Below are 23470 nucleotides of genomic sequence, written 5' to 3' on the forward strand. Positions count from 1 at the left end.
GTTGCGACCGGTCGATGCCGACGGCGCCGCCATCAGCCCTTCCCCGCCACCAGTTCGCGGGCGGCATCGGCGATGCCTTCCGCGGTGAGTCCGAAATGCTCCATCAGCCAGCTGGCCGATCCGGTCGGCAGGAAGCCGGGGAAGCCCAGCATCCGCATCGGCACCGGGCGGTGGCGCGCGCAATGCTCGGCGACCGCGCCGCCAAGCCCGCCGGTCGCCAGCCCTTCCTCGGCGGTCACGATCGCGCCGGTGGCCGCGGCAGCGAGGATCGCATCGCCATCGAGCGGCGACACCGTCGCCATGTTGACCACGCGTGCCGCGATCCCCTCGGCGGCCAACGCCTCGGCCGCGGCAAGCGCGCGGTGGACCAGCGTGCCGTTGGCGATGATCGCCACGTCGCCGCCGTCGCGCAGCAGCTCCGCCTTGCCGATCGTGAAGACCGCATCTTCGCCGCGCGCGAGCGCCGGCACCGGCATGCGGCTGATCCGCACGAACACCGGCCCCTGATGCGCCGCCGCCGCCCGGATCGCCGCCGCCGTCTCCCAGGGATCCGACGGGACGATCACGGTGAGCTTGTCGATCGCGCGCAGCCAGGCGACGTCCTCGATGCTGTGATGCGTCGCGCCGAGCTCGCCATAGGCGACCCCGCTCGAGATGCCGCACAGCTTCACATTCGCTTCGCTATAGGCGCAGTCGACCTTGATCTGCTCCATCGCCCGCGCCGTCAGGAAGCATGCCGCGCCGCTGACGAACGGGATCTTGCCGCCATTGGCGAGGCCGGCACCGACGCCGACCATGTTCTGCTCGGCGATGCCGACATTGATCAGCCGCGCCGGAAACCGGTCGCGGAACTTGCCGAGCTTGGACGAGCCGACCGAATCATTGACCACGGCGACGATGCGATCGTCCCCTGCCGCCAGCGCCTCGAGCGCGCCGACATAGGCGTCGCGGCAATCGAACATGTCGGGCGCGACCACGTCCTTCACGCGCGCAGCTCCGCTTCCAGCTCGGCGATCGCCTGGGCATATTGCTCGGCATCGGGCACGCCGTGGTGCCAGCCCGCCTGGTCGCGCATGTAGCTGACGCCCTGCCCCTTGAAGGTATTGGCGATCAGCACGCGCGGCTTGTCGCGCGGGTCCGCCGCCGCATCGAACGCCGCGAGCAGCGCTTCCGGATCATGGCCATCGACCTCGACCAGGTCCCAGCCGAAGGCGCGCCATTTGTCGGCCAGCGGCTCGAGCGAATTGGTATCCTCGGTGCGGGCGCCCTGCTGCAGCCGGTTGCGGTCGACGATCACGGTGAGGTTGCCCAGCTTGCGGTGCCCGGCGAACATCGCCGCTTCCCACATGCTGCCTTCCTGCAGCTCGCCGTCGCCGGTCAGCACGAACACGCGATAGCCCGCGCCGTCGATCTGTCCCGCCACCGCAGCGCCCACGCCCACCGGGAAGCCGTGCCCGAGCGGACCGGTGTTGGTCTCGACGCCCGGCAGATAGTTGCGGTTGGGATGGCCGTTCAGCCGCGAACCCGGCTGGAGATAGGTATCGAGCTCTTCCTCGGGAAAGAAGCCCGCCCCCGCGAGCGCGGTATAAAGCGCCCCGGTGCAATGGCCCTTGCTCAGGATGAAACGGTCGCGATCCGGCGCATTCGGCGATTTCGGATCGATCCGAAGGATATCGAAATAGAGCGATGCCACGATGTCCGCGGCCGAGAGGTCGCCGCCCGGGTGCCCCTGGCCGGCAACGAAGATCATCTTCAAGAGACGCCGGCGCATCCAATTGGCGCGCTCGCGCACGTGGTTTGCACGAATTTCCAAGCGCGTGGAGCGGTCGCCCGCCACCTCCGGCCTTTCCAGCTTATGCATCTATCTCTCCTTCCCGCTCGTTAGCCGGGGAAAGGGACAATTGCAACGATTAGTACTATAATATCTTCAATATCCCCAGTATGCGGCTTACGACTTTTTTGTTTTCCGTCATTTAGCGAAGAAATTGACAATATCGAAACCGGGCCACTAGACCGGCGCGACACCCCCAAGGCGCTGCCGGAGGGGCGAATTTTAGGATCGGGATGATGAAAGCACGCGACTCGCGCAGCTCGGGAGAGCGCCGGTGCGCTCCCTTAGGAGCAGCCCTCATCGCCAGGAAAAATGTCGTGGCGATGATTGCACAATCCGTTTCCCGCGGCCGCGCCGAACGCCATAAGGCATTCCCATGATCATCGCTTCAGCCACTGATTTCCGCGAGGCCGCCCGCCGCCGCCTGCCGCGCTTCCTGTTCGATTATGCCGATGGCGGCGCCTATGCCGAGGAGACGCTTCGCCGCAACGTGAGCGACCTGTCGGGCATCGCGCTGCGCCAGCGCGTGCTGAAGGATGTGGCGACGATCGACCTTTCGACCACCCTGTTCGGCCGCGAGATCGCGCTGCCGGTGGGGCTCGGCCCGGTCGGGATCAGCGGCATGTATGCACGGCGCGGCGAGCTCCAGGCCGCCAGTGCCGCCCGCGCGGCCGGCGTGCCGATGTGCCTGTCGACCGTGTCGATCTGCCCGATCGAGGACGTCGCGCAAAAGGCCGACCCCTTCTGGTTCCAGCTCTATGTGATCCGCGACCGCGCCTTCATGAGGGACCTGATCGCCCGCGCGAAGGACGCCGGGGCGAAGGCGCTTGTGTTCACCGTCGACATGCCGGTGCCCGGTGCGCGCTATCGCGACGCGCATTCGGGCATGTCCGGGCCCAATGCGCCGCTGCGCCGCGTGCTCCAGGCAATGGGCAAGCCGCACTGGTCCTGGGATGTCGGCCTGCGCGGGCGCCCGCATACGCTGGGCAACCTGCTGCCGGTGCTCGGCAAGGACAGCGGGCTCAACGACTATATGGGCTGGCTCGGCGCCAATTTCGATCCGTCGATCCAGTGGCGCGACCTCGAATGGATCCGCGCCGCCTGGGATGGCCCGCTGATCATCAAGGGAATCCTCGATCCCGAAGACGCGCGCGAAGCCGCCGCGATCGGCGCCGACGGCATCGTGGTCTCGAACCATGGCGGCCGCCAGCTCGACGGTGTGCTGTCGAGCGCCCGCGCGCTGCCCGCGATCGCCGACGCCGTCCGCGACCGGCTGACCATCCTCGCGGATGGCGGCGTGCGCAACGGCCTTGATGTGGTGCGGATGCTTGCGCTCGGCGCCCACTCGGTGCTGCTCGGCCGCGCCTGGGTCTATGCCCTTGCCGCGCAGGGCGAGGCAGGGGTGGCGAAGCTGCTCGAGCTGATCGCCAAGGAAATGACGGTCGCGATGACGCTGACCGGAGTCAATCGGATCGAAGCGATCGATCGCTCGATCCTGGCAGAGGATGTAAGATGAAGCTTCTCGAAGGAAAGACCGTGCTCGTCACCGGCGGCTCGACCGGCATCGGCCGTGCGGCAGCGATCGGCGCGGCACAGCACGGCGCCGATGTCGCGATCAACTATGTCGCCAGCGACGAAAAGGCGGAGTCCTGCATCGCCGAGGTCGAGGCGCTGGGCCGACGCGGCATCGCGGTGAAGGGCGACGTCGCCCTGCCTGAGACCGCGACCGATTTCGTGGCAAAGGCCGTCGAAGCGTTCGGCAAGGTCGACGTGATGGTCTCGAACGCCGGCATCTGCCCGTTCCACGCCTTCCTCGACATGCCGGTCGAGACCGTGGACCGCACCTTCCGGGTCAATCTCCACGGCGCCTATTACATGGTGCAGGCCGCGGCGAACCAGATGGTCAAGCAAGGCCATGGCGGTGTGATCGTCGCGGTCTCGTCGATCTCGGCGCTGGTCGGCGGCGAGTTCCAGACGCACTACACGCCCACCAAAGCCGGCGTGCATTCGCTTATGCAGTCGGCTGCGATCGCACTCGGCAAGCACGGCATCCGCTGCAACAGCGTGCTGCCTGGCACGATCCTGACCGAGATCAACAAGGACGATCTCGCCGACGAAGCCAAGCGCCGCTACATGGAGGAGCGCACCCCGCTCGGCCGCCTCGGCATGCCCGAGGATCTCGCCGGGCCGATCGTCTTCCTCGCCTCCGACATGGCGGCCTATGTCACCGGCGCCGCGCTGCTGGTCGATGGCGGCATGTTCGTGAACCTCCAATAAGCCCACCGCCCCGCCCGGGGCCAAACATATCGCCGGACAGCGCGTCATGCCTCGCATGGCGCGCCCGGTCGCGCGTGTCGTGGATCGCCACCGCCCCGTATCCACCGCAATTAACGGCAGAAGTGCGCGACGGCGGTTGACTTAAATAATACTATTATACAATGAACGTCAGACAGCGGGGGCCACGATTCCCGCGCTTCGGGAGAGGGAAGTCTGATGCACGCCGGCTCGTTTCTGCTGGCCGCGCTCGCGGCCGCTGCGGCAGTCGCCACGCCGGCCGCCGCGCAGACTCCGCCCCTCTCGGTCGCGCCGAACGGCCATTATCTGCTCGCCGGCGGCAAGCCCTTCTTCTGGCTGGGCGACACCGGCTGGCTGCTGCTCAGCCGCACCAGCCGCGACGAGGCCGAGCAGTATCTGCGCACCCGCAAGCGCCAGGGCTTCAACGTCGTCCAGATCATGGTGCTGCACACCGAGAAGATGACCAATCCGGCGACCGGCCCCGCACTCGTCGATGGCGATCCCGGCCGCCCGCGCACCACGCCCGGCAATGATCCGGCCAGGGCCGGCGAATATGATTACTGGGACCATCTCGACTGGGTCGCGAAGCGCGCGGAGCAGCTCGGCATCTATCTCGCGCTGGTGCCCTGCTGGGGCTCGATCGCCGACGGCGGCAAGCTGAACCTGCAGAACGCCCCCGCCTATGGCCGCTTCCTCGCCGAGCGCTACAAGGATCAGCCCAACATCATCTGGCTCAACGGCGGCGACACGCGCTCCGAGATGCGCACCGCGGTATGGGACGCGCTGGGATCGACGATCAAGCGCTACGATCCCGGCCATCTGATGACCTTCCACCCGATCGGCCGCACCGATTCCTCGTGGCAGTATCACGAGGCGCCCTGGCTCGATTTCAACATGTTCCAGTCCGGCCACCGTTCCTATGCCCAGGAAGGCGCAAGCGCGATTGCCGAGGATAATTGGCGCTATGTCGCCACCGACTGGATCCGCCTGCCCACCAAGCCGGTGATCGACGGCGAGCCTTCCTATGAGGGCATCCCCCACGGTCTGCACGAGGCGAACCAGCCGCGCTGGCTGGCGCCCGATGCGCGCCGCTATGCCTGGTGGGCGGTGATGGCCGGCGCGTTCGGCCACACCTATGGCGAAAACCACGTCATGCAGTTCTTCACGCCCGGCGCGGACACGGCCAATTTCGAGCCGGTCACGCCCTGGCAACAGGCGATCGAGGCGCCGGGCGCCAACCAGATGCAGTATCTGCGCCGCCTGATCGAATCCCGCCCGATGCTCGAGCGCGTGCCCGACCAGACGCTGATCGTCGACAACGGCACCCGCTATGACCGCGTGCTGGCGAGCCGCGGCAAGGGCTATGCATTTGTCTATACATATACCGGCCGCCCGTTCACGCTGCGGCTTGGCACGACCACGGGCAAGCGGGTCAGCGCGCACTGGTATTCGCCGCGCGACGGCCAGTCGGTGGAAATCGGGACTTTCAACAACACAGGCCAGCACCGCTTCGATCCGCCGGGGGAAACCGCGCCGGGCAATGACTGGGTGCTGGTGCTCGACGACGCGCGCACGCCGCGCGCCGGTCAATAAGGGAATGCGCATGAGCCTGCCGAAGATCAAACATGTCCGCGCCTTCGTCGTGCGCGGCGGTGGCGGCGCCGATTATCACGATCAGGGCGAAGGCCACTGGATCGACGATCACATCGCCACCCCGATGGCGCGCTATCCCGAATATCGCGCCTCGCGGCAGAGCTTCGGTATCAACGTGCTCGGCACCTTGGTCGTCGAGCTCGAGGCCGAGGACGGCACGATCGGCTTCGCGGTCACCACCGGCGGCGAGCCTGCCGCCTATATCGTCGAGAAGCATCTCGCCCGCTTCCTCGAAGGCCGTAGCCCGTATGAGTTCGAGAAGATCTGGGACCAGATGTATTTCTCGACCCAATATTATGGCCGCAAGGGCTTGGTGATCAACGCGATCTCGGGCGTCGACCTCGCGCTGTGGGACCTGCTCGGCAAGCTGCGCGGCGAGCCGGTCTATCACATGCTCGGCGGCGCGGTGCGCGACGAGCTGCAATTCTACGCCACCGGCGCACGGCCGGACATCGCCAAGGAGCTCGGCTTCATCGGCGGCAAGCTGCCGCTCCACCACGGTCCTGCCGAAGGGCTGGAGGGGCTGGAGAAGAACATCGCCCTGCTCGCCGACATGCGTGCCAAGTGCGGTGACGATTTCTGGCTGATGTATGATTGCTGGATGTCGCTCGACCTCGATTACGCGACCCGCCTCGCCCACCGCGCCTGGAAGGAATGCGGGCTGAAGTGGATCGAGGAGGCGCTGAGCCCCGACGATTACTGGGGCTATGCCCAGCTCAAGAAGAATGCTCCCAAGGGCCTGCTCGTCACCACCGGCGAGCATGAGGCGACCCGCTGGGGCTTCCGCATGCTGATGGACATGGAATGCTGCGACATCATCCAGCCCGATGTCGGCTGGTGCGGCGGCGTGACCGAGCTGACCAAGATCGCCAATTACGCCGATTCAAAGGGCGTGATGATGGTCCCGCACGGCTCGTCGGTGTACAGCTACCACTTCGTCATCACCCGCCACAATTCGCCCTTCGCCGAGTTCCTGATGATGCATCCAGGGCCGACCGAGGTGGTGCCGATGTTCGCGCCGCAGCTGCTCGGCGAGCCGGTGCCCGTCAACGGCAGGATCCGCGCGAGCGAACTCGACAAGCCCGGCTTCGGCGTCGAGCTCAACCGCGATATCGCCCTTCACCGCCCCTATTCCCGTTAAGGACCCAATCCCATGAAGCTTTGCCGTTATGGCGCCCCGGGCGCCGAGAAGCCCGGCCTGATCGACGCCGAAGGCCGCATCCGTGACCTCTCCGCGCATGTCGCCGATATCGGCCCCGATGCGCTCGGGAAGGATGCCCTCGCCAGGCTCGCCGCGATCGATCCCGCCAGCCTGAAGCTGGTCGAGGGAGATGTCCGCTACGGCGCGTGCGTCGGCGGCACCCGCCAGTTCATCGCGATCGGCACCAACTTCGCCGATCACGCCGCGGAATCGAACCTGCCGGTGCCCGAGGAGCCCGTGGTCTTCCAGAAGTGGGTGAGCTGCATCCAGGGTCCGAACGACCCCGTCACCATCCCGAAGGACTCGAAGAAGACCGACTGGGAAGTCGAGCTCGGCGTCGTGATCGGCACCACCGCTTCCTATGTCTCCGAGGAAGACGCGCTCGACTATGTCGCCGGCTATTGCGTCATCAACGACGTGTCCGAGCGCCACTGGCAGGTCGAGCGCGGCCTGACCTGGGACAAGGGCAAGGGCTTCCCCACCTTCGGCCCGATCGGCCCGTGGATGGTGACCAAGGACGAAGTCGGCGATCCGCAGGATCTCGGCATGTGGCTGTCGGTCAACGGCAAGAAGATGCAGAACGGCAACAGCAAGACGATGATCTTCACCGTCGCGCAGATCGTCGCCTATTGCTCGCAGTTCATGACGCTGCTCCCCGGCGACGTCATCACCACCGGCACCCCGCCAGGCGTCGGCCTCGGCCAGAAGCCCGAGCCCTGGTATCTCAAGGCCGGCGACGTGGTCGAGCTCGGCATCGAGAAGCTCGGCGAGCAGCGCCAGGAATTCGTCGCATGGCAGGCCGCCAAGTGAGCGTGTTCGCGGGACGCTATGCCGGCCGCTGCGCCGTCGTCACCGGCGGTGCCTCGGGCCTCGGCAAGGCCGTGGCGGCGCGCATCGTCGCGGAGGGCGGCAAGGTCGTGCTCTGGGATCTCAACGCCGATGCCCTCGCCGCCGCGCAGGCCGAAGTCGGCGCGGCCGGCGTGCAGGCGCTCGACGTGTCGGACGCCACCGCGGTCGAAGCCGCAGCCAAGGCCAGCGCCGAAATCCTCGGCAAGATCGACGTGCTGGTCTGCTCGGCGGGGATCACCGGCGCCACCGTGCCGGTGCATGAGTTCCCGCTCGACAGCTGGCTGCGGGTGATGGACATCAACCTCAACGGCCTGTTCTACTGCAACCGCGCGATCGTGCCGCTGATGCTGGCCAACGGCTATGGCCGCATCGTCAACATCGCCTCGGTCGCCGGCAAGGAAGGCAATCCGAACGCCAGCGCCTATTCGGCATCCAAGGCCGGCGTGATCGGCTTCACCAAGTCGCTCGGCAAGGAACTGGCCGGCAAGGGCGTGATCGCCAATGCGCTCACCCCTGCCACCTTCGAGAGCCCGATCCTTGCTCAGCTCCCCCAGAGCCAGGTCGATTACATGCGCTCGAAGATCCCGATGGGCCGCCTCGGCGAAGTCGAGGAATCGGCGGCGATGGTGTGCTTCATGGCCTCGGAGGAGTGCAGCTTCACCACCGCATCCACCTTCGACACCTCGGGCGGCCGAACCACCTTCTGATGCCCCAGCGCCCGCCCTTCATCGATCCGCACGTCCATCTCTGGAACCTGTCGCACATCCGCTATCCGTGGCTGATGCCGCCGTTCAGCGAGGACGGGCCCAATGGCAGCGTCGAGCCCATCGCCAGCGATTACGGGCTCGACGACTATCTGGCCGATGCGGGCGAGTGGGACGTGCGCGGGATCGTCCATATCGATGCGGGCGCGCATCCCGACGACGCGCTGCGCGAGACCGAGTGGCTCCAGGCCATGGCCGACCGGAGCGGCATGCCGAACGGCATTATCGCCTTCGCCGCACTGGAGAGCCCGACGCTCGAGGGCCTGCTCGGCGCCCATGTCGCGCACCCCAATGTGCGCGGCATTCGCCATATCGTGAACTGGCATGCCGATCCCCGGCGCAGCTACTCCCCGGCCGACATCACCACCTCGGACGCCTGGATGCGCGGCTTCGGGCTGCTCGCCAAATACGGCCTGAGCTTCGATCTCCAGGCCTATCCCGGCCAGCTCGCGCATCTTGCCGGGCTGATCGCCAGGCACCCGGACGTCCAGGTCATCATCGATCACACCGGCATGGCGATCCCCGGCGACGTCCATGGCTGGGCGGTCTGGCGCAACGGCATGGCGGCGCTCGCCGCGCTGCCCAATGTCGCGGTCAAGATCTCGGGCATGGGCTTCACCTGGCGTCCCTGGGACCTCGACCAGGCCCGCCCCTATGTGCTCGATACGATCGAGCTGTTCGGCACCGGCCGCACGATGTTCGCCAGCAACTTCCCCACCGACAAGTTGTTCGGCAGCTTCGACAAGCATCTCGGCGCCTATGACGCGATCACCGCCGATTTCTCCGCCGACGAGCGCCTGGCGCTGTTCGCCGGCAATGCCAACCGCCTCTACCGTCTTGGCCTGACCCTATGACCCTGCGCGTCGTCGATCTTCGCACCGAAAACACCGTCGATCTGCTCGGCACCGAGGCGATCCGCCCGCGCCTGTCGTGGCGGATCGAGAGCGACACCGCCGGCGCGAAGCAGGCGCAGTACCGCATCCGCGCCGCCGCCAGCGCCGAAGCCCTTTCGGGCAACCTGCTTTGGGACAGCGGCACGGTCGCGAGCGATGCCAGCTTCGACATCGCATATGCCGGCCCAGCTCTCGCCTCGATGCAGCGCATCTGGTGGTCGGTCGAAGTGACCGACAATAAGGGCCGAACCGCCCAATCCGGCCCCGCCTGGTTCGAAACCGGCCTGCTGGCGCCGACCGATTGGCGCGCCGACTGGATCGAGGCCGAGGACGATTTCGCCGCCGCCGAGCGCGCCGCGGGCGTAACCTGGGTGTGGAGCGAAACCGCGCTCGACGATCGCCCGCACGCCTTCCGCCTCGATTTCGACGCCCCCGAAGATCTGGTCCGCGCCGAAGTACTGGTCGCCGGCAAGGACCACCTCCGCGGCGTCTGGGTGAATGGCGAGAAGTCGCCGCTCGACTGGCATTTCGACTGGGACACCTATCTCCCCTTCTGGGGCACGCTGGCGCCCTATGCCGGCGAGGTGAAGCCGGGCCGCAACAGCGTCTGCGCGCTGGTCGAGGCCGACACCACCGGCTTCTTCCCGGTCGATGGCGGCGCCTTCGCTGCGCTGATCCGCCTCTACCGCGCCGATGGCAGCATCGATCGCATCGTCAGCAGCGCCTTCCGCCTGATGCCCTCCCCGCCCGAGGGCTGGACGGCACCCGGCTTCGACGCCGGCAGCTGGACCGCCCCTGTCCCCAGCGGCGCCAATGTCCATAACGATCCGCGCCCCAGCGAACCGGCGATGCTGCTGCGCACCGAGTTCACCGCCGACCGCCCGGTCGTCGCGGCCCGGCTCTACGCCACCGCGCTCGGCGCCTATGACGCGCGGATCAACGGCCAGCCCGTCTCCGGCGCGATCCTCGCCCCCGAGATCAGCGTCGCCGCCGATCATGTCCTCTATCAGGTCTATGACGTCACCGACCTGATCCAGCCCGGCGCCAACGCGTTCGGCGCCACGGTCGGCGATGGCTTCTATGCCAGCCCGTTCGGCTGGCGGATCGAGCGCTACGGCTTCGGCCCCGCCCCGCGCCGCTTCCGCGCCCAGCTCCGCCTCGATTATGCCGACGGTTCCAGCCAATGGGTCGAGACCGGCCCGGACTGGCGCCTCACCCCTTCGGCAATCTCCAAGTCCGAAATCTATGACGGCGAGACCCGCGACGCGCGCGACGAGCAGCCCGGCTGGGACTTGCCCGGCTTCGACGTCTCGGCATGGGCACACGCCAAGCGCGGCGCTGCGCCCGACACCCGCCTGATCGCCCAGACCTCGCCCCTGCTCCAGCGCACCGGCAGCCTCAAGGCGCGCAGCGTCAGCGAGCCGCTGCCCGGCCGCTATGTCTTCGATTTCGGCCAGAACTTCCCCGGCTGGGTCCGCATCCGCGTGACCGGCCCGGCGGGCACCACGATCACCGCCAAGTTCGCCGAGCTGCTCAACCCGGACGGCACCGCCGATCTCGCCAATCTCCGCCTGGCAAAGGCGACGGACAGCTTCACCCTGGCCGGCACCGGCGAGGAGTCCTTCGAGCCGAGCTTCACCTATCACGGCTTCCGCTATGTCGAGATCGCCGGCTATCCCGGCGTGCCCAGCATCGACGACATCACCGGCGTCGTCGTCCACAGCGCCTGTCGCGAGACCGGCGGGGTGACGTTCCACGACGCGCCATTGCTCCAGACGATCTTCGACAATGCGCTGTGGAGCCAGCGCTCGAACTTCTTCGCGGTGCCCACCGATTGCCCCCAGCGCGACGAGCGCATGGGCTGGATGGGCGACATCCAGGTGTTCGCGGACGCCGCCGCGTTCAACATGGAGGTCGATCCCTTCCTTCGCCGCTTCCTGCTCGAAGCGCGTGCGGCGCAGCGCCCCGACGGCGCCTATCCGATCGTGGTGCCCCAGCCGCTCTCCTTCCCCGATGTGGTGACGGCGGGCTGGAGCGAGGCCGGGATCATCCTGCCCTGGCAGCTCTGGCAGCGCTACGGCGACACCGCGGTGATCGACGAGAATTGGGACGCGATGACGGGCTGGATGGCCTATGTCGCGCGGACCAATCCCGACGGCATCTGGCGCAACGATCGCGGGCTCGATCTCGGCGACTGGCTCTCGGTCGATGCGATCAAGCCCGATGACGAGACCACCCCGCGCATCCTGTGCGCGACGGCCTATTGGGCCTGGTGTGCCGAGCTGATGGCCGAGATGGCCGAGGCCAGCGGCCGTGACGCCGGCGAATGGCGCGCGCTGCATGCGAAGATCGCCACCGCCTTCGCCAGCGAGTTCGTCGCCACGGACGGCACCGCCGGCAATGGCAGCCAGGCAAGCCAGGTACTCGCGCTATTCATGGGCCTGGTGCCCGAGGATCGCCGCGCCACCGCGGCCGAGGTGCTGGCCAACGACATCCGCACGCGTGGTATGAAGCTCTCCACCGGCTTCCTCGGCACGCCCTATATCCTAGACGTGCTCGCCGATGCCGGCCGGCATGACGAAGTCTCGGGGCTGCTGCTCCAGACCGGCTATCCGAGCTGGGGCTATATGCCGTCGCAGGGCGCCACGACGATGTGGGAACGCTGGAACGGCGACACCGGCGATCTGTCGATGAACAGCTACAACCACTACGCCTTCGGCGCGATCGTCGGCTTCTTCTATCGCCGCCTCGCCGGCATCGCCCCCGCCGCGCCCGGCTTCCGCCGGATCGCCGCACGGCCGCTCTGGTATCCGGCGATCGGCCGGGTCTCGGCGCGCTACGAGTCTGTCGTCGGCCTGATCGCCGCCGAGACCGATGGCGATGCGAGCGGCCTCACCCGCTTCACGCTCACCATCCCCGCCAACACCATCGCCGAAGTCGACCTGCCCGGAAGCGGCTGGCGCCTCGGCGGCACGCCGGTCGACAGCCGCACGGAAGTCGGCGCCGGCACCCATGCATTCATGAAATCCGGAGAGTGACGATGCCTACCCTCGGCCTGATCCATAATTCGGCAACCCTCGTGCCGATCTTCACCGAGATCGCGGCACGGGTGATGCCCGCCGACGTCAAGCTGCTCCATTTCGTCGACGAGAGCACGATCAAGAACACGATCGCCGCCGGCCATCTCCAGAAGTCGACGATGCGCCAGGTGGTCCGGCTGGTCGGCTCGGCCTTCGATGCCGGCTGCGATGTCGCGATGGTCACCTGCTCGTCGATCGGCAAGGCAGTCGAGATGGCAGCCGAGCTCTATGACCAGCCCGTACTGCGCGTAGATCGCGCGATGGCGGAGAAGGCCGTCGCCAGCGGCACCCGCATCGGCGTGGTCGCCACCCTTTCCACCACCCTCCAGCCAACCGCCGATCTCGTCCGCCGCGTCGCCGCCGAGCAGGGCAAGCAGATCGAGATCGTCGAGCATCTCTGCGAAGGCGCGTTCCAGGCGGTGATGGCCGGCGACGGCGCCACGCATGACCGGATCGTGAGCGAAGGCCTCACCGAAGGCATGAAGGGCGTCGACGCGATCGTCCTCGCCCAGGCATCGATGGCCCGCGTGGTCGCGAGCCTGCCCGAGGGTGCGGTCTCGGCCCCGGTCTATGCCAGCCCCGAGCTCGGCATGGAGCATGCGCGCACCGTGCTGGCAGGCCTCGGCAAGTGAAGAAGCGGCGGCTGGTCCTCGGCTTCCTCGCCACCCTGTCGATCATCACCTTTATCGACCGGCTGGCGATCGCGGTCACCGGCCCGTCGATCCAGAAGGACCTCGGCATCACCCCTGCCGAATGGGGCTGGGTGTTGAGCGCCTATGTCATCGCCTATGCGGTGTTCGAGATCCCCTCGGGCGCGATGGGCGACAAGCATGGCTATCGCAAGGAGCTGACCCGGATCACGGTCTGGTGGTCGTTCTTCACCGCGATCACCGCGGTGTGCCGCAACTTCTGGCAGCTCGCCGCCGCGCGCTTCCTGTTCGGCCTCGGCGCGGCTGGTGCCTATCCCAACATGACCGGCGTGCTCTATCGCTGGCTGCCGGCGCGCGAGCGTGCGCGTGGCCAGGGCGTGATCTGGGCCGCCAGCCGCTTCGGCGGCGCGCTCGCCCCGCTGCTGCTGGTCCCCGCCAACAAGCATCTCGGCTGGCAAGCGGTCTTCGTGATTCTCGGCGTGATCGGTGCGGTCTGGGCGCTCGCCTGGTGGAAATGGTTCCACGACAGGCCCGCCGAGCAGCCCGGCATCACCGCGGCCGAAGTCGCCGAGATCGGCAGCGACGAGCATGCCGGTCATAGCGGCACGCCGTGGAAGCAGCTGTTCGGCCTGCCCCAGCTCTGGCTGATCTCGATCGCCTATCTGTTCTACGCGTTCGGCAGCTGGTTCTTCTTCGGCTGGTTCCCGACCTGGATGGTCAAGGGCGCCGGCTTCACCGTCGACGAGATGGGACTGTACGGCTCGATCCCGTTCCTGCTCGGCGTGGTCGGCAACCTGGCCGGCGGCGTGTTGTGCGATCGGCTCGCGGCACGCATCGGCAGCCGCAACGCCTATCGCCTGATCGCCTCGACCTGCCTGGTCGGCACCGCCGCGCTGCTCGTCGCGATGAGCCTGGCCACCAGCAAGCTCGCGATCGTGCTGTTCGCCGGCGCCGCGTTCATGGTGATGGACCTGATGCTGCCCGCCGCCTGGGCGATGTGCATGTCGATCGGCGGCCGCTACGGCGGCACCGCATCGGGCGTGATGAACACCGCCGGCAATCTCGGCGGCTTCGTCTGCTCGGTGGCGTTCGGCTACGTCGTCGCCGCCACCGGCAACTACAATCTGCCGCTGCAGGGCATCGCGCTGATGGTGGTGCTGGCAGCCGTGATCTTCGCGACCATCGATTGCACCAAGGGCTTCGACCACAAGAAGTCGATCTGAGGAGGGAAGACATGCGCTGGCTGATCGCCGCCGCTATCGGATGCGCGCTCGCCGCATCCGCCGCACCCGCGCAGGACCGCACGCCGCCGCTCAAGGTGTCGGCGAACGGCCGCTATCTGGAATCGCAGGGCAAGCCCTTCTTCTGGCTCGGCGACACCGGCTGGCTGCTGCTCGGCAAGCTCAACCGCGAGGAGACCGAGGCCTATTTCGCCAAGCGCGAGGCCCAGGGCTACAACGTCATCCAGGTCATGATGCTGCACGGGCCCAAGATGGAGAACCCCGTCGCCGGCCCCGCTTTGGTCGACGGCGACCTCACCCGCCCCCGCGTCACCCCCGGCAACGATCCCGCCAAGCCCGGCGAATATGACTATTGGGACCATCTCGACTGGGTGTTCGATCGCGCCGCCGCGCACGGCCTCTATATCGCGCTGGTGCCGGTCTGGGGCGATTTCGCCGATTTCCGCCTGCTCAACGCCGATACCGCCCCGGTGATCGGCCGCTTCGCCGCCGAGCGCTACAGGAACAAGCCCAACCTGATCTGGGTGAATGGCGGCGATCGCTATCCCGAGCTCTCCCCGCTCGCCTGGGATATTCTCGGCAAGACGATCCGCGCGATCGATCCGAACCATCTGATGACCTATCACCCGGCCGGCCGCGCCAGCTCGTCCTGGATGTTCCACGACGCGCCCTGGCTCGACTTCAACATGTACCAGTCGGGCCATCAGAGCTACGCGCAGGACCATCAGCTCAACGCGCGCGGCGAGGATAACTGGGTCTACACCACCGACGATCTCTCGCGCAGCCCGGCCAAGCCGACGATCGACGCCGAGCCGAGCTACGAGAACATCCCCCATGGCCTCGATCGCACGCCCGAGCCGCGCTGGGGCGCCGCCGATGTCCGCCGCTATGCCTGGTGGTCGGTCCTCGCCGGCGCCTTCGGCCACACCTATGGCGAGAACAGCGTCATGCAGTTCTTCACGCCGGGCAAGAAGGCCAATGCCTATTGGCCCAAGCTCTCCTGGCAGGAAGGGCTCGACGCGCCCGGCGGCAGCCAGATGCGTCATCTGAAGGACCTGATCCTCTCGCGCCCCTTCTTCGAGCGCATGCCCGATCAGTCGCTCATCACCGACAGCGGGCCGCGCTACGATCGCGTCGCCGCCACCCGCGGCAAGAGCTACGCGATCGCCTATACCTATACCGGCCGCCCCTTCCATGTCCGGATGGGCAAGATCAGCGGCACCCGCGTCCGCGCCGCCTGGTTCGATCCGCGCACCGGGGCGAGCACGCCGATCGGCACTTTCGCCAACACGGGCGTCCGCCTGTTCACGCCGCCCGGCAAGACCGCACCGGGCAATGACTGGACGCTCGTGCTCGACGACGCCAAGGGGAATAACCAGTGAAGACCTTCGCCCTCGCCGCCGCCCTCCTCCTCGCCGGCGCCGCCGCGCCGATGCCCGCACTCGCCCAGCAGGAGGCGCAAAAGGCCTCCCCCGCCGCCGCCAAGGTCGCGCACGAACGGCTCTATATCGGCTCGGCCTGGTATCCCGAGCAATGGCCCGAAAGCGCCTGGGCCGAGGACCTCCGCCTGATGCAGGGCCACGGTGCCAATGTCGTCCGCATCGGCGAATATGCCTGGAGCAAGATGGAGCCCGAAGAGGGCAAGTACGACATGGACTGGCTGGTCCGCGCCGTACGGCTCGCCAACAAATATGGCATGAAGGTCGTGGTCGGCACGCCGACCGACACGCCCCCGGCCTGGATGACCCAGAAATACCCGGACACGCTCCAGATCGACGGCACCGGCAAGCAGATTGGCCATGGCGGCCGCCGCCAATTCTCGATCTCGTCGAGCCGCTACCGCGCCTTCGCCCGCGACATCGTCACCCGCATGGCCCAGGCGCTCAAGGACGAGCCCAATGTCATCGGCTGGCAGATCGGCAACGAGCCGACCGACGAGAGCTATGACCCCGAAGCCCGCGCCGCCTGGGTGGCATGGCTCAAGCAGCGCTACGGCACGCTCGACAAGCTCAACGCCGCCTGGACCACCGAATATTGGTCGCAGACCTATACCGCCTGGGATCAGGTGCCGTTCAACAACGACAAGGCCAATCCCGGCTGGATGCTCGAGCTCAAGCGCTTCATCACCTCGCAGTGGCGCGCCTTCCACCGCAACCAGATCGACGCGGTCCGCGCCGTGGTCGGCGACAAGCAGTTCATCACGATCAACTTCGGCGGGCTCGGCTGGGCAAACCGCTTCGATCGCTACGAGATGAACCGCGACCTCGATTTCGCCTCGTGGGACGAATATGTCGGCATGGGCCATGTAAAGCCCTATCGCATGGGCGCCACCCACGATCTCGTCCGCGGCTGGAAGCGCAAGAATTTCTGGGTGATGGAAACCCAGCCCGGCTTCGTGAACTGGGCACCCGTAAGCAACATGCTCTATCCCGGCGAGACCCGCGCGGTCGCCTGGCAGGCGGTCGGCCACGGCGCCGATGCCGTGCTCTACTGGCAGTGGCGCAACGCGCTGAACGGCCAGGAGACGATGCACGGCTCGATCGTCGGGCCCGATGGCAAGCCGCTGCCCGTCTATCCCGAGATCCAGCAGATCGGCCGCGAGATGAAGGCCGCCTCGCCGGCGCTGGCCGGCACCACCCCGGTCTCCCCGGTCGCGATCCTCCAGGACTATCCCAGCCGCTGGGCGATCGACTTCCAGCTCCACCACAAGGACTACGACCAGATCGAAACGCTGCTCGACTATTATCAGCCGCTCAAGGACGCGCTGGGCGCCGTCGATGTGGTCGAGGCCGCCGAGGCGCCGCTATCGGGCTACAAGCTGGTCGTCGCCCCCAGCCTCAACGTCATCACGGACGCCACCGCCAAGCGCCTGACCGACTATGTCCGCGCCGGCGGCCATCTGATTCTCGGCCCCCGCTCGGGCATGAAGGACGAATACAACCGCCTCGACCCCATCCGCCAGCCCGGCCCGCTCGCCGAACTGCTCGGCGGCCAGGTCGAGCAATTCTACGCGCTGGACGAGGCCATCGAGGTCGGCACCGGCAAGGCGACGATCTGGGCCGAGATGCTCTCGACCAGCGCGCCGGACACCCAAATTCTGCTGCGCTACGGCAAGGCCAATGGCTGGCTCGACGGCAAGCCCGCTGTGATCTCGCGCAAGGTCGGCAAGGGCAGCATCACCTATGTCGGCGCGCTGGTCGATGACGGCGTGATGAAGGGGCTGATCGACACCGCCCTCGCCGACGCCAAGGTCTCGCGCGATTTCGCCGTGCCCGAGGATGTCGAACTGATGACCCGCGAGGGCCAGGGCAAGCGCATCGTCATCCTGGTCAACCACAGCCGCGAGATCCGCGAGGTGGCTCTGCCGACGGCGATGACCGACCTGCTGGCTGGCGGGAAGGTCAGCAAGGTGACGCTGGACCGTGAGGGTGTGGCGGTGCTGCAGCGGTGATACCTCCACTATTTCCCCTCCCTTGCAGGGAGGGGAGCAGGAAGGCGGGGATGGTGTGTTCGCTCAACCCCACCCGTTCCCCGGCGAAGGCCGGGGTCCAGTTTCGGCGCAGTATCGATGGCGCAGGAACCTCACGAACGACATCGCAACTGGACCCCGGCCTTCGCCGGGGAACGAAAATAGCGAAATGCCAACGGCCGAGGCTTTTGCCCTCAGCCCCAAGCCGAACCGTCTCGAAGAACCCGTCCCGCCGTGGCCCGATACCACTGTCACGCGGTCCTGTGCCGGGCTCCATCAGGAGGCAGGCGCTACACTCTCGATTCAGGCCGCAGGCTACGTCGGCGATCGCCCCATTTGCGGACTTAGGAACTCCTCGCTAGCATTTGAGCATGGATGACTTCACGACATTCGTCGAACGAACGGCGAAGTTGCTCAACGATGAAGTAGAGTTGACGATCCGGGAAGGATCGCGATCGGATTTTCCGGGTGAGCCACGTGATGCGGCCGACGCCTTCGTGAGCAGCCTAGGTTTCACACCAATCGGTGATGGTTGGCTTGACCTCGACAAAGATGCTGCGGAGCCGAGCTCCCATCTAGCGAACATTTTGAAGCGAGATCTGGTTGGGCATAACCTCGATTGGCTCAGTGCATCTGACGCAAAAGCCTGCGCCGAAGAATTCTATTCCCTCTTTAAGCATGGAAAAGTTACGCGATTAGCCAACCGCATCGGCAATGGGTGGAATCCGATTACCTCATCCACCATAGAAGCGGCCTTCGTGTCGATGGACGACTCAAGGATCGCTCTCTTCCTCGTTGAAGCGGAGGACTAGGTCGGCTTTCAACCCAATAGCAGTCGTCTATGGGTTCACGACCTATTTCAGCGCTTACCGCTTGCGGCCCCCGCCACAAGGCCGGGGTAGCGCGGTAAATTGGGCAAGCTCAATACGAGCAACCCTATCCCCCCAGCCGCACCGTCTCGAAGAACCCATCCCCGCCCATCTGGCCGCCCTTGAGCACCAGCTCGAGCCCATCCACCGCAGCATCCGCGGCATGCGCCCGCACCAGCGGCGCGCCGCGTTCGATCGGTGCGGCCCAGGTCAGCGCGTCGATGCCGAGCTGCGCGACGCCGTGGCTCGACGTGTCGCCGCCCGCGAACAGCAGCCGCTGCAAGCCCGCACGGCGCACCACCTGCCCGGCAACACGCCCCAGCGCCTGGCCCAGCTTCTCGCCCGCCGCCGGTGCCGTCGCATCCAGCGGCCCCTCGGCCGAATGGATCAAGGCCTTGCCCTGACCGGCCAGCGCCGCCACCGCCGCATCGGCCAGCCGCGCCTCTTCCGCCGCGGAACCCTCGAGCAGCGCGCCGACATCGGCCAGCGTCGCCGCAAACCCGTCCGCCGCACTCCGCCCGATCTGCCGCGCCGTCGCCGGCGAGCAGCTCCCACTCACCACCAGCAACCGATCGACCGCTCCGGCACGCACCTCGGCCGGCCGGCCGCCGATCAATCCAGCCGCCTGCCAGGCAAGCACCAGCGCCCGAGTCACGCCCGAGCTGCCCGCCGCGAAGCGCACGCCGCGCGACAGCAGCACCTCGCCCGCCGCCGCCAGATCCTCCATCGCGACGCCGTCGAACAGCACCGCCTCGGCCTCAGCCCCGTCGAACCCGTCGCCCGCCTGCCCGGCCCGGATCGCCTCCAGCGACACCAGCGCCACCCGCGCGTCGCTCTGCACGGCAAGGTGGCGGATCAGGTCGGCCTCATGCATCGGCGTGACCGGATGGCGCGCCATGGTCGGGTGGCGGTCGATGCGGAACACCTCGGCGCCCGCCGCCGCGAACAGATTGCCGAACGCGACATAGCGGCGCAGGTGCGGCGCGCCGACCAGGATCGCCGCCTTGCCCGGAAACGCCGCCCGGCCCAGCTCGATCGCGCGGCCGATCGATCCGGTGGTCGGGCTGGAATCGAAGGTCGAGCAGGTCTTGTAATGGACAATCGCCCCCTCCCCAAGCGCCGCGAAGGCGGGGGGCAGATGCACGTCCATCCACGCGGGCGATTGGCTGCGGCTGTCCCCGGCAATGCCGATCGCGCGCACGTCGGCAAAGCGCGCCCGCAGCGCCGCATCGGGCGCGCGCAGGAACAGCACCGCCGGCACCCCGCCTTCGGCAAGCTGCTCGAGCACATCGGTGGAGCCGGTGAAATCGTCGCCGTAAAAGCCGTAGAGAAGGTCGGTCATTTCACTCTCATCCGTCATCCCGGCGAAAGCCGGGATCTCAGGCGAAGGCACGGGACAGGAGCCGCACGAGATCCCGGCTTTCGCCGGGATGACGACGGTGGCGGATCATCCCCCAAACGCCCCCAGCGCCGCCGCCAGCTCGGGCGCATCTTTCGCCGCCTGCTCGGCCGGCACCCCGGCAACCGCCGCATCCCAGGCCTGGCGCAGCGCGCGCACGCCCGCTGCCGGGCCGCCCGGATGCGCCATGATCCCGCCGCCGGCGGCGAACATGCAGTCCACCGATCCCAGCGCGGCATAGGTCGGCGCCGCCTGCCGGGCCGACTGGCCCGAGGAGAAGACCGGCATGATCTCGCAGCCCTTGTTCGGCGCATCGAACATCGGCGTCAGGCATTCGCGGGCCGAGGCGATCACGCTCTCGTTTGTCTCGCAGAACTTGTTGTCGATGCCGTTCACATGCGTGTGGTCGATGCCCGCCAGCCGCCACAGCTTCTGGAAGGCGATATAGCTCATCCCGATCGCCGGCGAGCGGCCGAGCATGCCCCAGCCGTTGCGATGGCCGTGGATCGGCAGCTGCGAATGGGCGCGCAGCACCCTCATCGCCGGCAGGCCGATCGAGTTCATGCTCGCCATGATGCAGGTGCCGCCCTCGGCCAGCACATGATCGTGCCGCGCCAGCATCTCGTCGATCTCGCCGGTCAGGTTCGCGGCGTACATCACCTTCTTGCCAGTGCGCTGGGCATGCTCGTTGATCACGCGCATCACTCCGCTCACCCGCTCGTTGAACGGGCAATGCGGCCCATCGGCCTGGAGCTCGTCGTCCTTGATGAAGTCGATCCCCGCCTCGACCAGCCCGCGCACCTGCTCGGCAGTCGCCTCGGGCCCGAGCCCGACGCTCGGCTTGATGATCGTGCCGATGATCGGCCGGCCATGCACGCCGGCGAGCTTGCGCGTGCCCTCCACGCCGAATTGCGGCCCCTGGTAGCGGGTCAGGAATTCGGGCGGCAGTTTCAGGTCGATAAGCCGCAGGCCCGAAAAGGCCTTGAGCTCGCTGAGGTTGCCGTTGACCGTCGCCAGCAGGTTCGGAAGCGACAGCCCCATGTTCGACACCGGCCAGGACAGCACCACGCGTGCCGCCCGCCGGGTCGCGTCGCCCGATTTGGGCAGCCCCGACCCCGGCAGCGACGGCGCCGCGACTTCGCCCAGCTCGGTCAGTTCCTCCACACGCGCCGCATGCGCCTCGCGCAGTTCGTCGGTCTCGCCCGGCACGCGGACGAAGGTACCGGTCGATTGCTCGCCGGCCATCGTCGCCGCCGCCTGGGCGAGCGGGAAAGCGGTTTCGATCCAGTAGGTGGCGTAGATCCGCGGTTCCATCCGATCAGGCCGTCTTGAAGTAGGTGGTCGAACGCTCGGTATCGACGTTGAAATAGGGGATGAAGACGAGGTTCCGGCCATCGACCTTCACGCGGTAGGCCTGGTCCTGGTCGGGCATCGCCTCCAGCGCGCCCGGGAGCGCAATCGCCTGCTGGTCGATCCCCTCCCACGGGTTGATACCAGCGTACATCACCGCACCGCGCATCACCGCCGCGAGGTTCGGGTTCTGGTCGTCGATCGGCAGCGTGCGCAGCGGCTGCGGGATGGTCAGCTCGACCACGTCGCCCGCCTTCCAGGTCCGCTTGACCACCGCCAGCGAGCCCGGCGTCGCGGCCTGCGCCACGCCATTGACCTTGAGCGTCGCGCCCTTGGTCCAGGCCGGGATGCGCAGTTTCATCGCGAAGCGGCCATTGCCCGCCTTGCGCACCTTGAGCTTCACCGTGTCGCGCGCCGGATACTCGGTCTCCTGCACCACCTCGACCGTGCCACCGGCACGATCCCAGCTGACTTCGGACGGCGCGTACATGTTGACCAGCAGGCTGTCGTCGTCATGGAAATAGAGGTTGAGGACATAATCGGCGACGCCCTGCACCAGCGTGCCCGAGCAGCACGGCCATTTCTGGTGGTAATAGCGCTTCTCGCCGGCCGCGCCGTAATCCGAATAATAGGGATAGCCGCCGTCGCTGTCGGGCAGCCGCACCGCGAGCATCGTGTTGTACAGCGTCCGCTCCAGCCCGTCGCCATAGCGCGCATCACCAGTGAAGCGCATCAGGTAGCGCGCCAGCTTGAGGTCGGCAAAGGCGCCGCACGGCGTCTCGAAATGCGCCTTGGAGCTCTTCAGGCTCGCGGCGAGCTTGCCCTGGTGGAGGTGGACGAACTGCTCCTCTGGCCCCCAGCCGCCCGACGCGAAGCGCTGCGGCTCCATGAACTTCCAGGCATTCTCCAGCGCCTTGCGATACTTGTCGTCGCCCAGGTGCAGATAGGCCTGCGCGCCCGAGCTCAGGGCGATCGTGTGGCTATAGGCATGCTTCTCCGGCAGCACGTCCTGCCCGGCCGCGAGCGGATCGAACCATTCCTTGTCGAGCAGATAGTGCACCGCCATGTCGCGATACTTCTGGTCGCCGGTGATGTCGGCGACGTGGAACAGGTTCTCCGACATGATATAGGTTTCGTCATACGGCGGGTTCACCTTGCCGATGCGATCGCGCGAGACCGGCGAGATATAGGGCCGGCACTTCTCGATGATGATCGGCAGCAGCTTCTTGGCCTGCTCGACCCCCGACAGCCGGTACGCGTCGATCATGCCGACGACATACTTGTCCATCACATAGGCCGCCCACTGGTCCTGCGCCTTGGGACCGGCATAGGGGTTGCTGCCCTTGACGAACGCTTCGCCGAAACCCTGGACGAGCGCCGCGACCTTCGCGTGGATGTCCTTGTCGCCGGTGGTCGCGCCAAGCCGGGCTAGGCCGGAGATATACTGGCCGATCGTCAGCCCGGGGACGAAGCCGTCCTTGTCGTACCAGCCGCCCATGTTCGGGCCCGGCGCCGGCAGCCCGGCATTCTCGCGGAACACCTTGAGCACCCGGTCATTGTCGAGCGCCAGGTAGTGCGACTGGATATGGTCGTACTGCTGCTTGATCCGCCCGCCGGTCAGCCGGACCTTGCCATAGGCGAACTCGTGCACGGCTTCCTTGCCGCCCGCCACCGCGGCGGCGGCTGCCAGCGCTGCGGGGCTCGCGATCGTCGTGCCGGCGGCGGCAGTCGCGCACGCGGCGCAATGGACGAACTCGCGACGCGAAATTCCGGCCTTTTCGAAGCCCTTCATAGCGATCCTCTCACATGGAATCGGCCGCCCTTGCGCGGCGTACCGACCGTTATCGCTAGGCTTATAATAATACTAATCAGAGGCGCAAGACCGGACAAACTTTGTAATGCTTTATCCCGCATCAAGGGGAGGCT

18 protein-coding genes are annotated in these 23470 nt (G+C 67.1%); 13 read left to right on the forward strand and 5 right to left on the reverse strand.

Annotated features, from left to right (window positions below; genetic code table 11):
* Window positions 1-32: 32 nt before the first annotated feature.
* Complete coding sequence (locus tag HNP52_RS14925) at window positions 33-986, reverse strand: transketolase C-terminal domain-containing protein (RefSeq protein ID WP_311768480.1); 954 nt, start codon at window positions 984-986, stop codon at window positions 33-35.
* On the reverse strand, window positions 983-1771 hold the full coding sequence (locus HNP52_RS14930; RefSeq protein WP_260396168.1) for a transketolase: 789 nt from the start codon (window positions 1769-1771) through the stop codon (window positions 983-985). The genes HNP52_RS14925 and HNP52_RS14930 overlap by 4 nt, the downstream gene beginning before the upstream one ends.
* A 436-nt stretch (window positions 1772-2207) precedes the next feature.
* Here HNP52_RS14930 and lldD point away from each other — a divergent pair, with 436 nt between their 5' ends.
* From lldD to HNP52_RS14995, 13 genes are all read left to right on the forward strand, one after another.
* Window positions 2208-3347, forward strand: coding sequence for an FMN-dependent L-lactate dehydrogenase LldD (gene lldD, locus HNP52_RS14935; protein ID WP_184168446.1), 1140 nt, complete (start codon window positions 2208-2210; stop codon window positions 3345-3347).
* Entirely contained in the window at window positions 3344-4108 is a 765-nt protein-coding gene (locus HNP52_RS14940) for an SDR family NAD(P)-dependent oxidoreductase (protein WP_184168447.1), read from the forward strand. The genes lldD and HNP52_RS14940 overlap by 4 nt, the downstream gene beginning before the upstream one ends.
* Window positions 4109-4324: 216 nt before the next feature.
* A complete protein-coding gene (locus tag HNP52_RS14945; protein ID WP_184168448.1) occupies window positions 4325-5719 on the forward strand; it encodes a glycoside hydrolase family 140 protein in 1395 nt (464 codons plus the stop codon).
* Window positions 5720-5729: 10 nt separating this feature from the next.
* The gene (gene rhmD, locus HNP52_RS14950) at window positions 5730-6920 is read left to right on the forward strand and encodes an L-rhamnonate dehydratase (protein WP_184168449.1); all 1191 of its coding nucleotides are present in this window, start codon (window positions 5730-5732) and stop codon (window positions 6918-6920) included.
* 12 nt (window positions 6921-6932) lie between these two features.
* Entirely contained in the window at window positions 6933-7790 is an 858-nt protein-coding gene (locus tag HNP52_RS14955) for a fumarylacetoacetate hydrolase family protein (RefSeq protein WP_184168450.1), read from the forward strand.
* Complete coding sequence (locus HNP52_RS14960) at window positions 7787-8536, forward strand: SDR family NAD(P)-dependent oxidoreductase (protein ID WP_184169178.1); 750 nt, start codon at window positions 7787-7789, stop codon at window positions 8534-8536. Before HNP52_RS14955 ends, HNP52_RS14960 begins: the two co-directional genes overlap by 4 nt.
* Complete coding sequence (locus HNP52_RS14965; protein ID WP_184168451.1) at window positions 8536-9447, forward strand: amidohydrolase; 912 nt, start codon at window positions 8536-8538, stop codon at window positions 9445-9447. The genes HNP52_RS14960 and HNP52_RS14965 overlap by 1 nt, the downstream gene beginning before the upstream one ends.
* The gene (locus tag HNP52_RS14970; protein ID WP_184168452.1) at window positions 9444-12524 is read left to right on the forward strand and encodes an alpha-L-rhamnosidase; all 3081 of its coding nucleotides are present in this window, start codon (window positions 9444-9446) and stop codon (window positions 12522-12524) included. Before HNP52_RS14965 ends, HNP52_RS14970 begins: the two co-directional genes overlap by 4 nt.
* 2 nt (window positions 12525-12526) lie before the next feature.
* Window positions 12527-13198: an aspartate/glutamate racemase family protein gene (locus tag HNP52_RS14975; protein WP_184168453.1), complete on the forward strand. Its 672-nt coding sequence runs from the start codon at window positions 12527-12529 to the stop codon at window positions 13196-13198.
* Window positions 13195-14439 carry an MFS transporter gene (locus HNP52_RS14980; protein ID WP_184168454.1) on the forward strand — a complete coding sequence of 415 codons (1245 nt, stop codon included), beginning with the start codon at window positions 13195-13197 and terminating at the stop codon, window positions 14437-14439. The genes HNP52_RS14975 and HNP52_RS14980 overlap by 4 nt, the downstream gene beginning before the upstream one ends.
* An 11-nt stretch (window positions 14440-14450) precedes the next feature.
* Window positions 14451-15839: a glycoside hydrolase family 140 protein gene (locus HNP52_RS14985; RefSeq protein ID WP_184168455.1), complete on the forward strand. Its 1389-nt coding sequence runs from the start codon at window positions 14451-14453 to the stop codon at window positions 15837-15839.
* Window positions 15836-17908, forward strand: coding sequence for a beta-galactosidase (locus tag HNP52_RS14990; RefSeq protein ID WP_311768481.1), 2073 nt, complete (start codon window positions 15836-15838; stop codon window positions 17906-17908). The genes HNP52_RS14985 and HNP52_RS14990 overlap by 4 nt, the downstream gene beginning before the upstream one ends.
* Window positions 17909-18297: 389 nt before the next feature.
* Complete coding sequence (locus HNP52_RS14995) at window positions 18298-18738, forward strand: hypothetical protein (protein WP_184168456.1); 441 nt, start codon at window positions 18298-18300, stop codon at window positions 18736-18738.
* 124 nt (window positions 18739-18862) lie between these two features.
* Here HNP52_RS14995 and HNP52_RS15000 read toward each other — a convergent pair whose 3' ends face one another.
* The 3 genes from HNP52_RS15000 to HNP52_RS15010 form a co-directional block, all read right to left on the reverse strand.
* Window positions 18863-20137 (reverse strand): four-carbon acid sugar kinase family protein, encoded by a 1275-nt coding sequence (locus HNP52_RS15000; RefSeq protein WP_184168457.1) that lies wholly within the window; start codon window positions 20135-20137, stop codon window positions 18863-18865.
* Window positions 20138-20242: 105 nt separating this feature from the next.
* Window positions 20243-21508, reverse strand: coding sequence for a ribulose-bisphosphate carboxylase large subunit family protein (locus HNP52_RS15005; protein ID WP_184168458.1), 1266 nt, complete (start codon window positions 21506-21508; stop codon window positions 20243-20245).
* A gap of 4 nt (window positions 21509-21512) precedes the next feature.
* Window positions 21513-23336 carry a beta-L-arabinofuranosidase domain-containing protein gene (locus HNP52_RS15010; RefSeq protein WP_184168459.1) on the reverse strand — a complete coding sequence of 608 codons (1824 nt, stop codon included), beginning with the start codon at window positions 23334-23336 and terminating at the stop codon, window positions 21513-21515.
* Window positions 23337-23470: the final 134 nt, after the last annotated feature.

Source organism: Sphingomonas kyeonggiensis (genome assembly GCF_014204495.1).
Lineage (GTDB): Bacteria > Pseudomonadota > Alphaproteobacteria > Sphingomonadales > Sphingomonadaceae > Sphingomonas > Sphingomonas kyeonggiensis_A.

Bases quoted from the DNA above. Each gene is read 5' to 3' on its own strand.
- HNP52_RS15000 (WP_184168457.1), bottom strand. From the start codon at position 20,137: ATGACCGACCTTCTCTACGGCTTTTACGGCGACGATTTCACCGGCTCC.
- HNP52_RS14965 (WP_184168451.1), top strand. From the start codon at position 8,536: ATGCCCCAGCGCCCGCCCTTCATCGATCCGCACGTCCATCTCTGGAAC.
- HNP52_RS14930 (WP_260396168.1), bottom strand. From the start codon at position 1,771: ATGCGCCGGCGTCTCTTGAAGATGATCTTCGTTGCCGGCCAGGGGCAC.
- HNP52_RS14945 (WP_184168448.1), top strand. From the start codon at position 4,325: ATGCACGCCGGCTCGTTTCTGCTGGCCGCGCTCGCGGCCGCTGCGGCA.
- HNP52_RS14955 (WP_184168450.1), top strand. From the start codon at position 6,933: ATGAAGCTTTGCCGTTATGGCGCCCCGGGCGCCGAGAAGCCCGGCCTG.
- rhmD (WP_184168449.1), top strand. From the start codon at position 5,730: ATGAGCCTGCCGAAGATCAAACATGTCCGCGCCTTCGTCGTGCGCGGC.
- HNP52_RS14975 (WP_184168453.1), top strand. From the start codon at position 12,527: ATGCCTACCCTCGGCCTGATCCATAATTCGGCAACCCTCGTGCCGATC.
- lldD (WP_184168446.1), top strand. From the start codon at position 2,208: ATGATCATCGCTTCAGCCACTGATTTCCGCGAGGCCGCCCGCCGCCGC.
- HNP52_RS14985 (WP_184168455.1), top strand. From the start codon at position 14,451: ATGCGCTGGCTGATCGCCGCCGCTATCGGATGCGCGCTCGCCGCATCC.
- HNP52_RS14970 (WP_184168452.1), top strand. From the start codon at position 9,444: ATGACCCTGCGCGTCGTCGATCTTCGCACCGAAAACACCGTCGATCTG.
- HNP52_RS15010 (WP_184168459.1), bottom strand. From the start codon at position 23,336: ATGAAGGGCTTCGAAAAGGCCGGAATTTCGCGTCGCGAGTTCGTCCAT.
- HNP52_RS14995 (WP_184168456.1), top strand. From the start codon at position 18,298: ATGGATGACTTCACGACATTCGTCGAACGAACGGCGAAGTTGCTCAAC.
- HNP52_RS15005 (WP_184168458.1), bottom strand. From the start codon at position 21,508: ATGGAACCGCGGATCTACGCCACCTACTGGATCGAAACCGCTTTCCCG.
- HNP52_RS14940 (WP_184168447.1), top strand. From the start codon at position 3,344: ATGAAGCTTCTCGAAGGAAAGACCGTGCTCGTCACCGGCGGCTCGACC.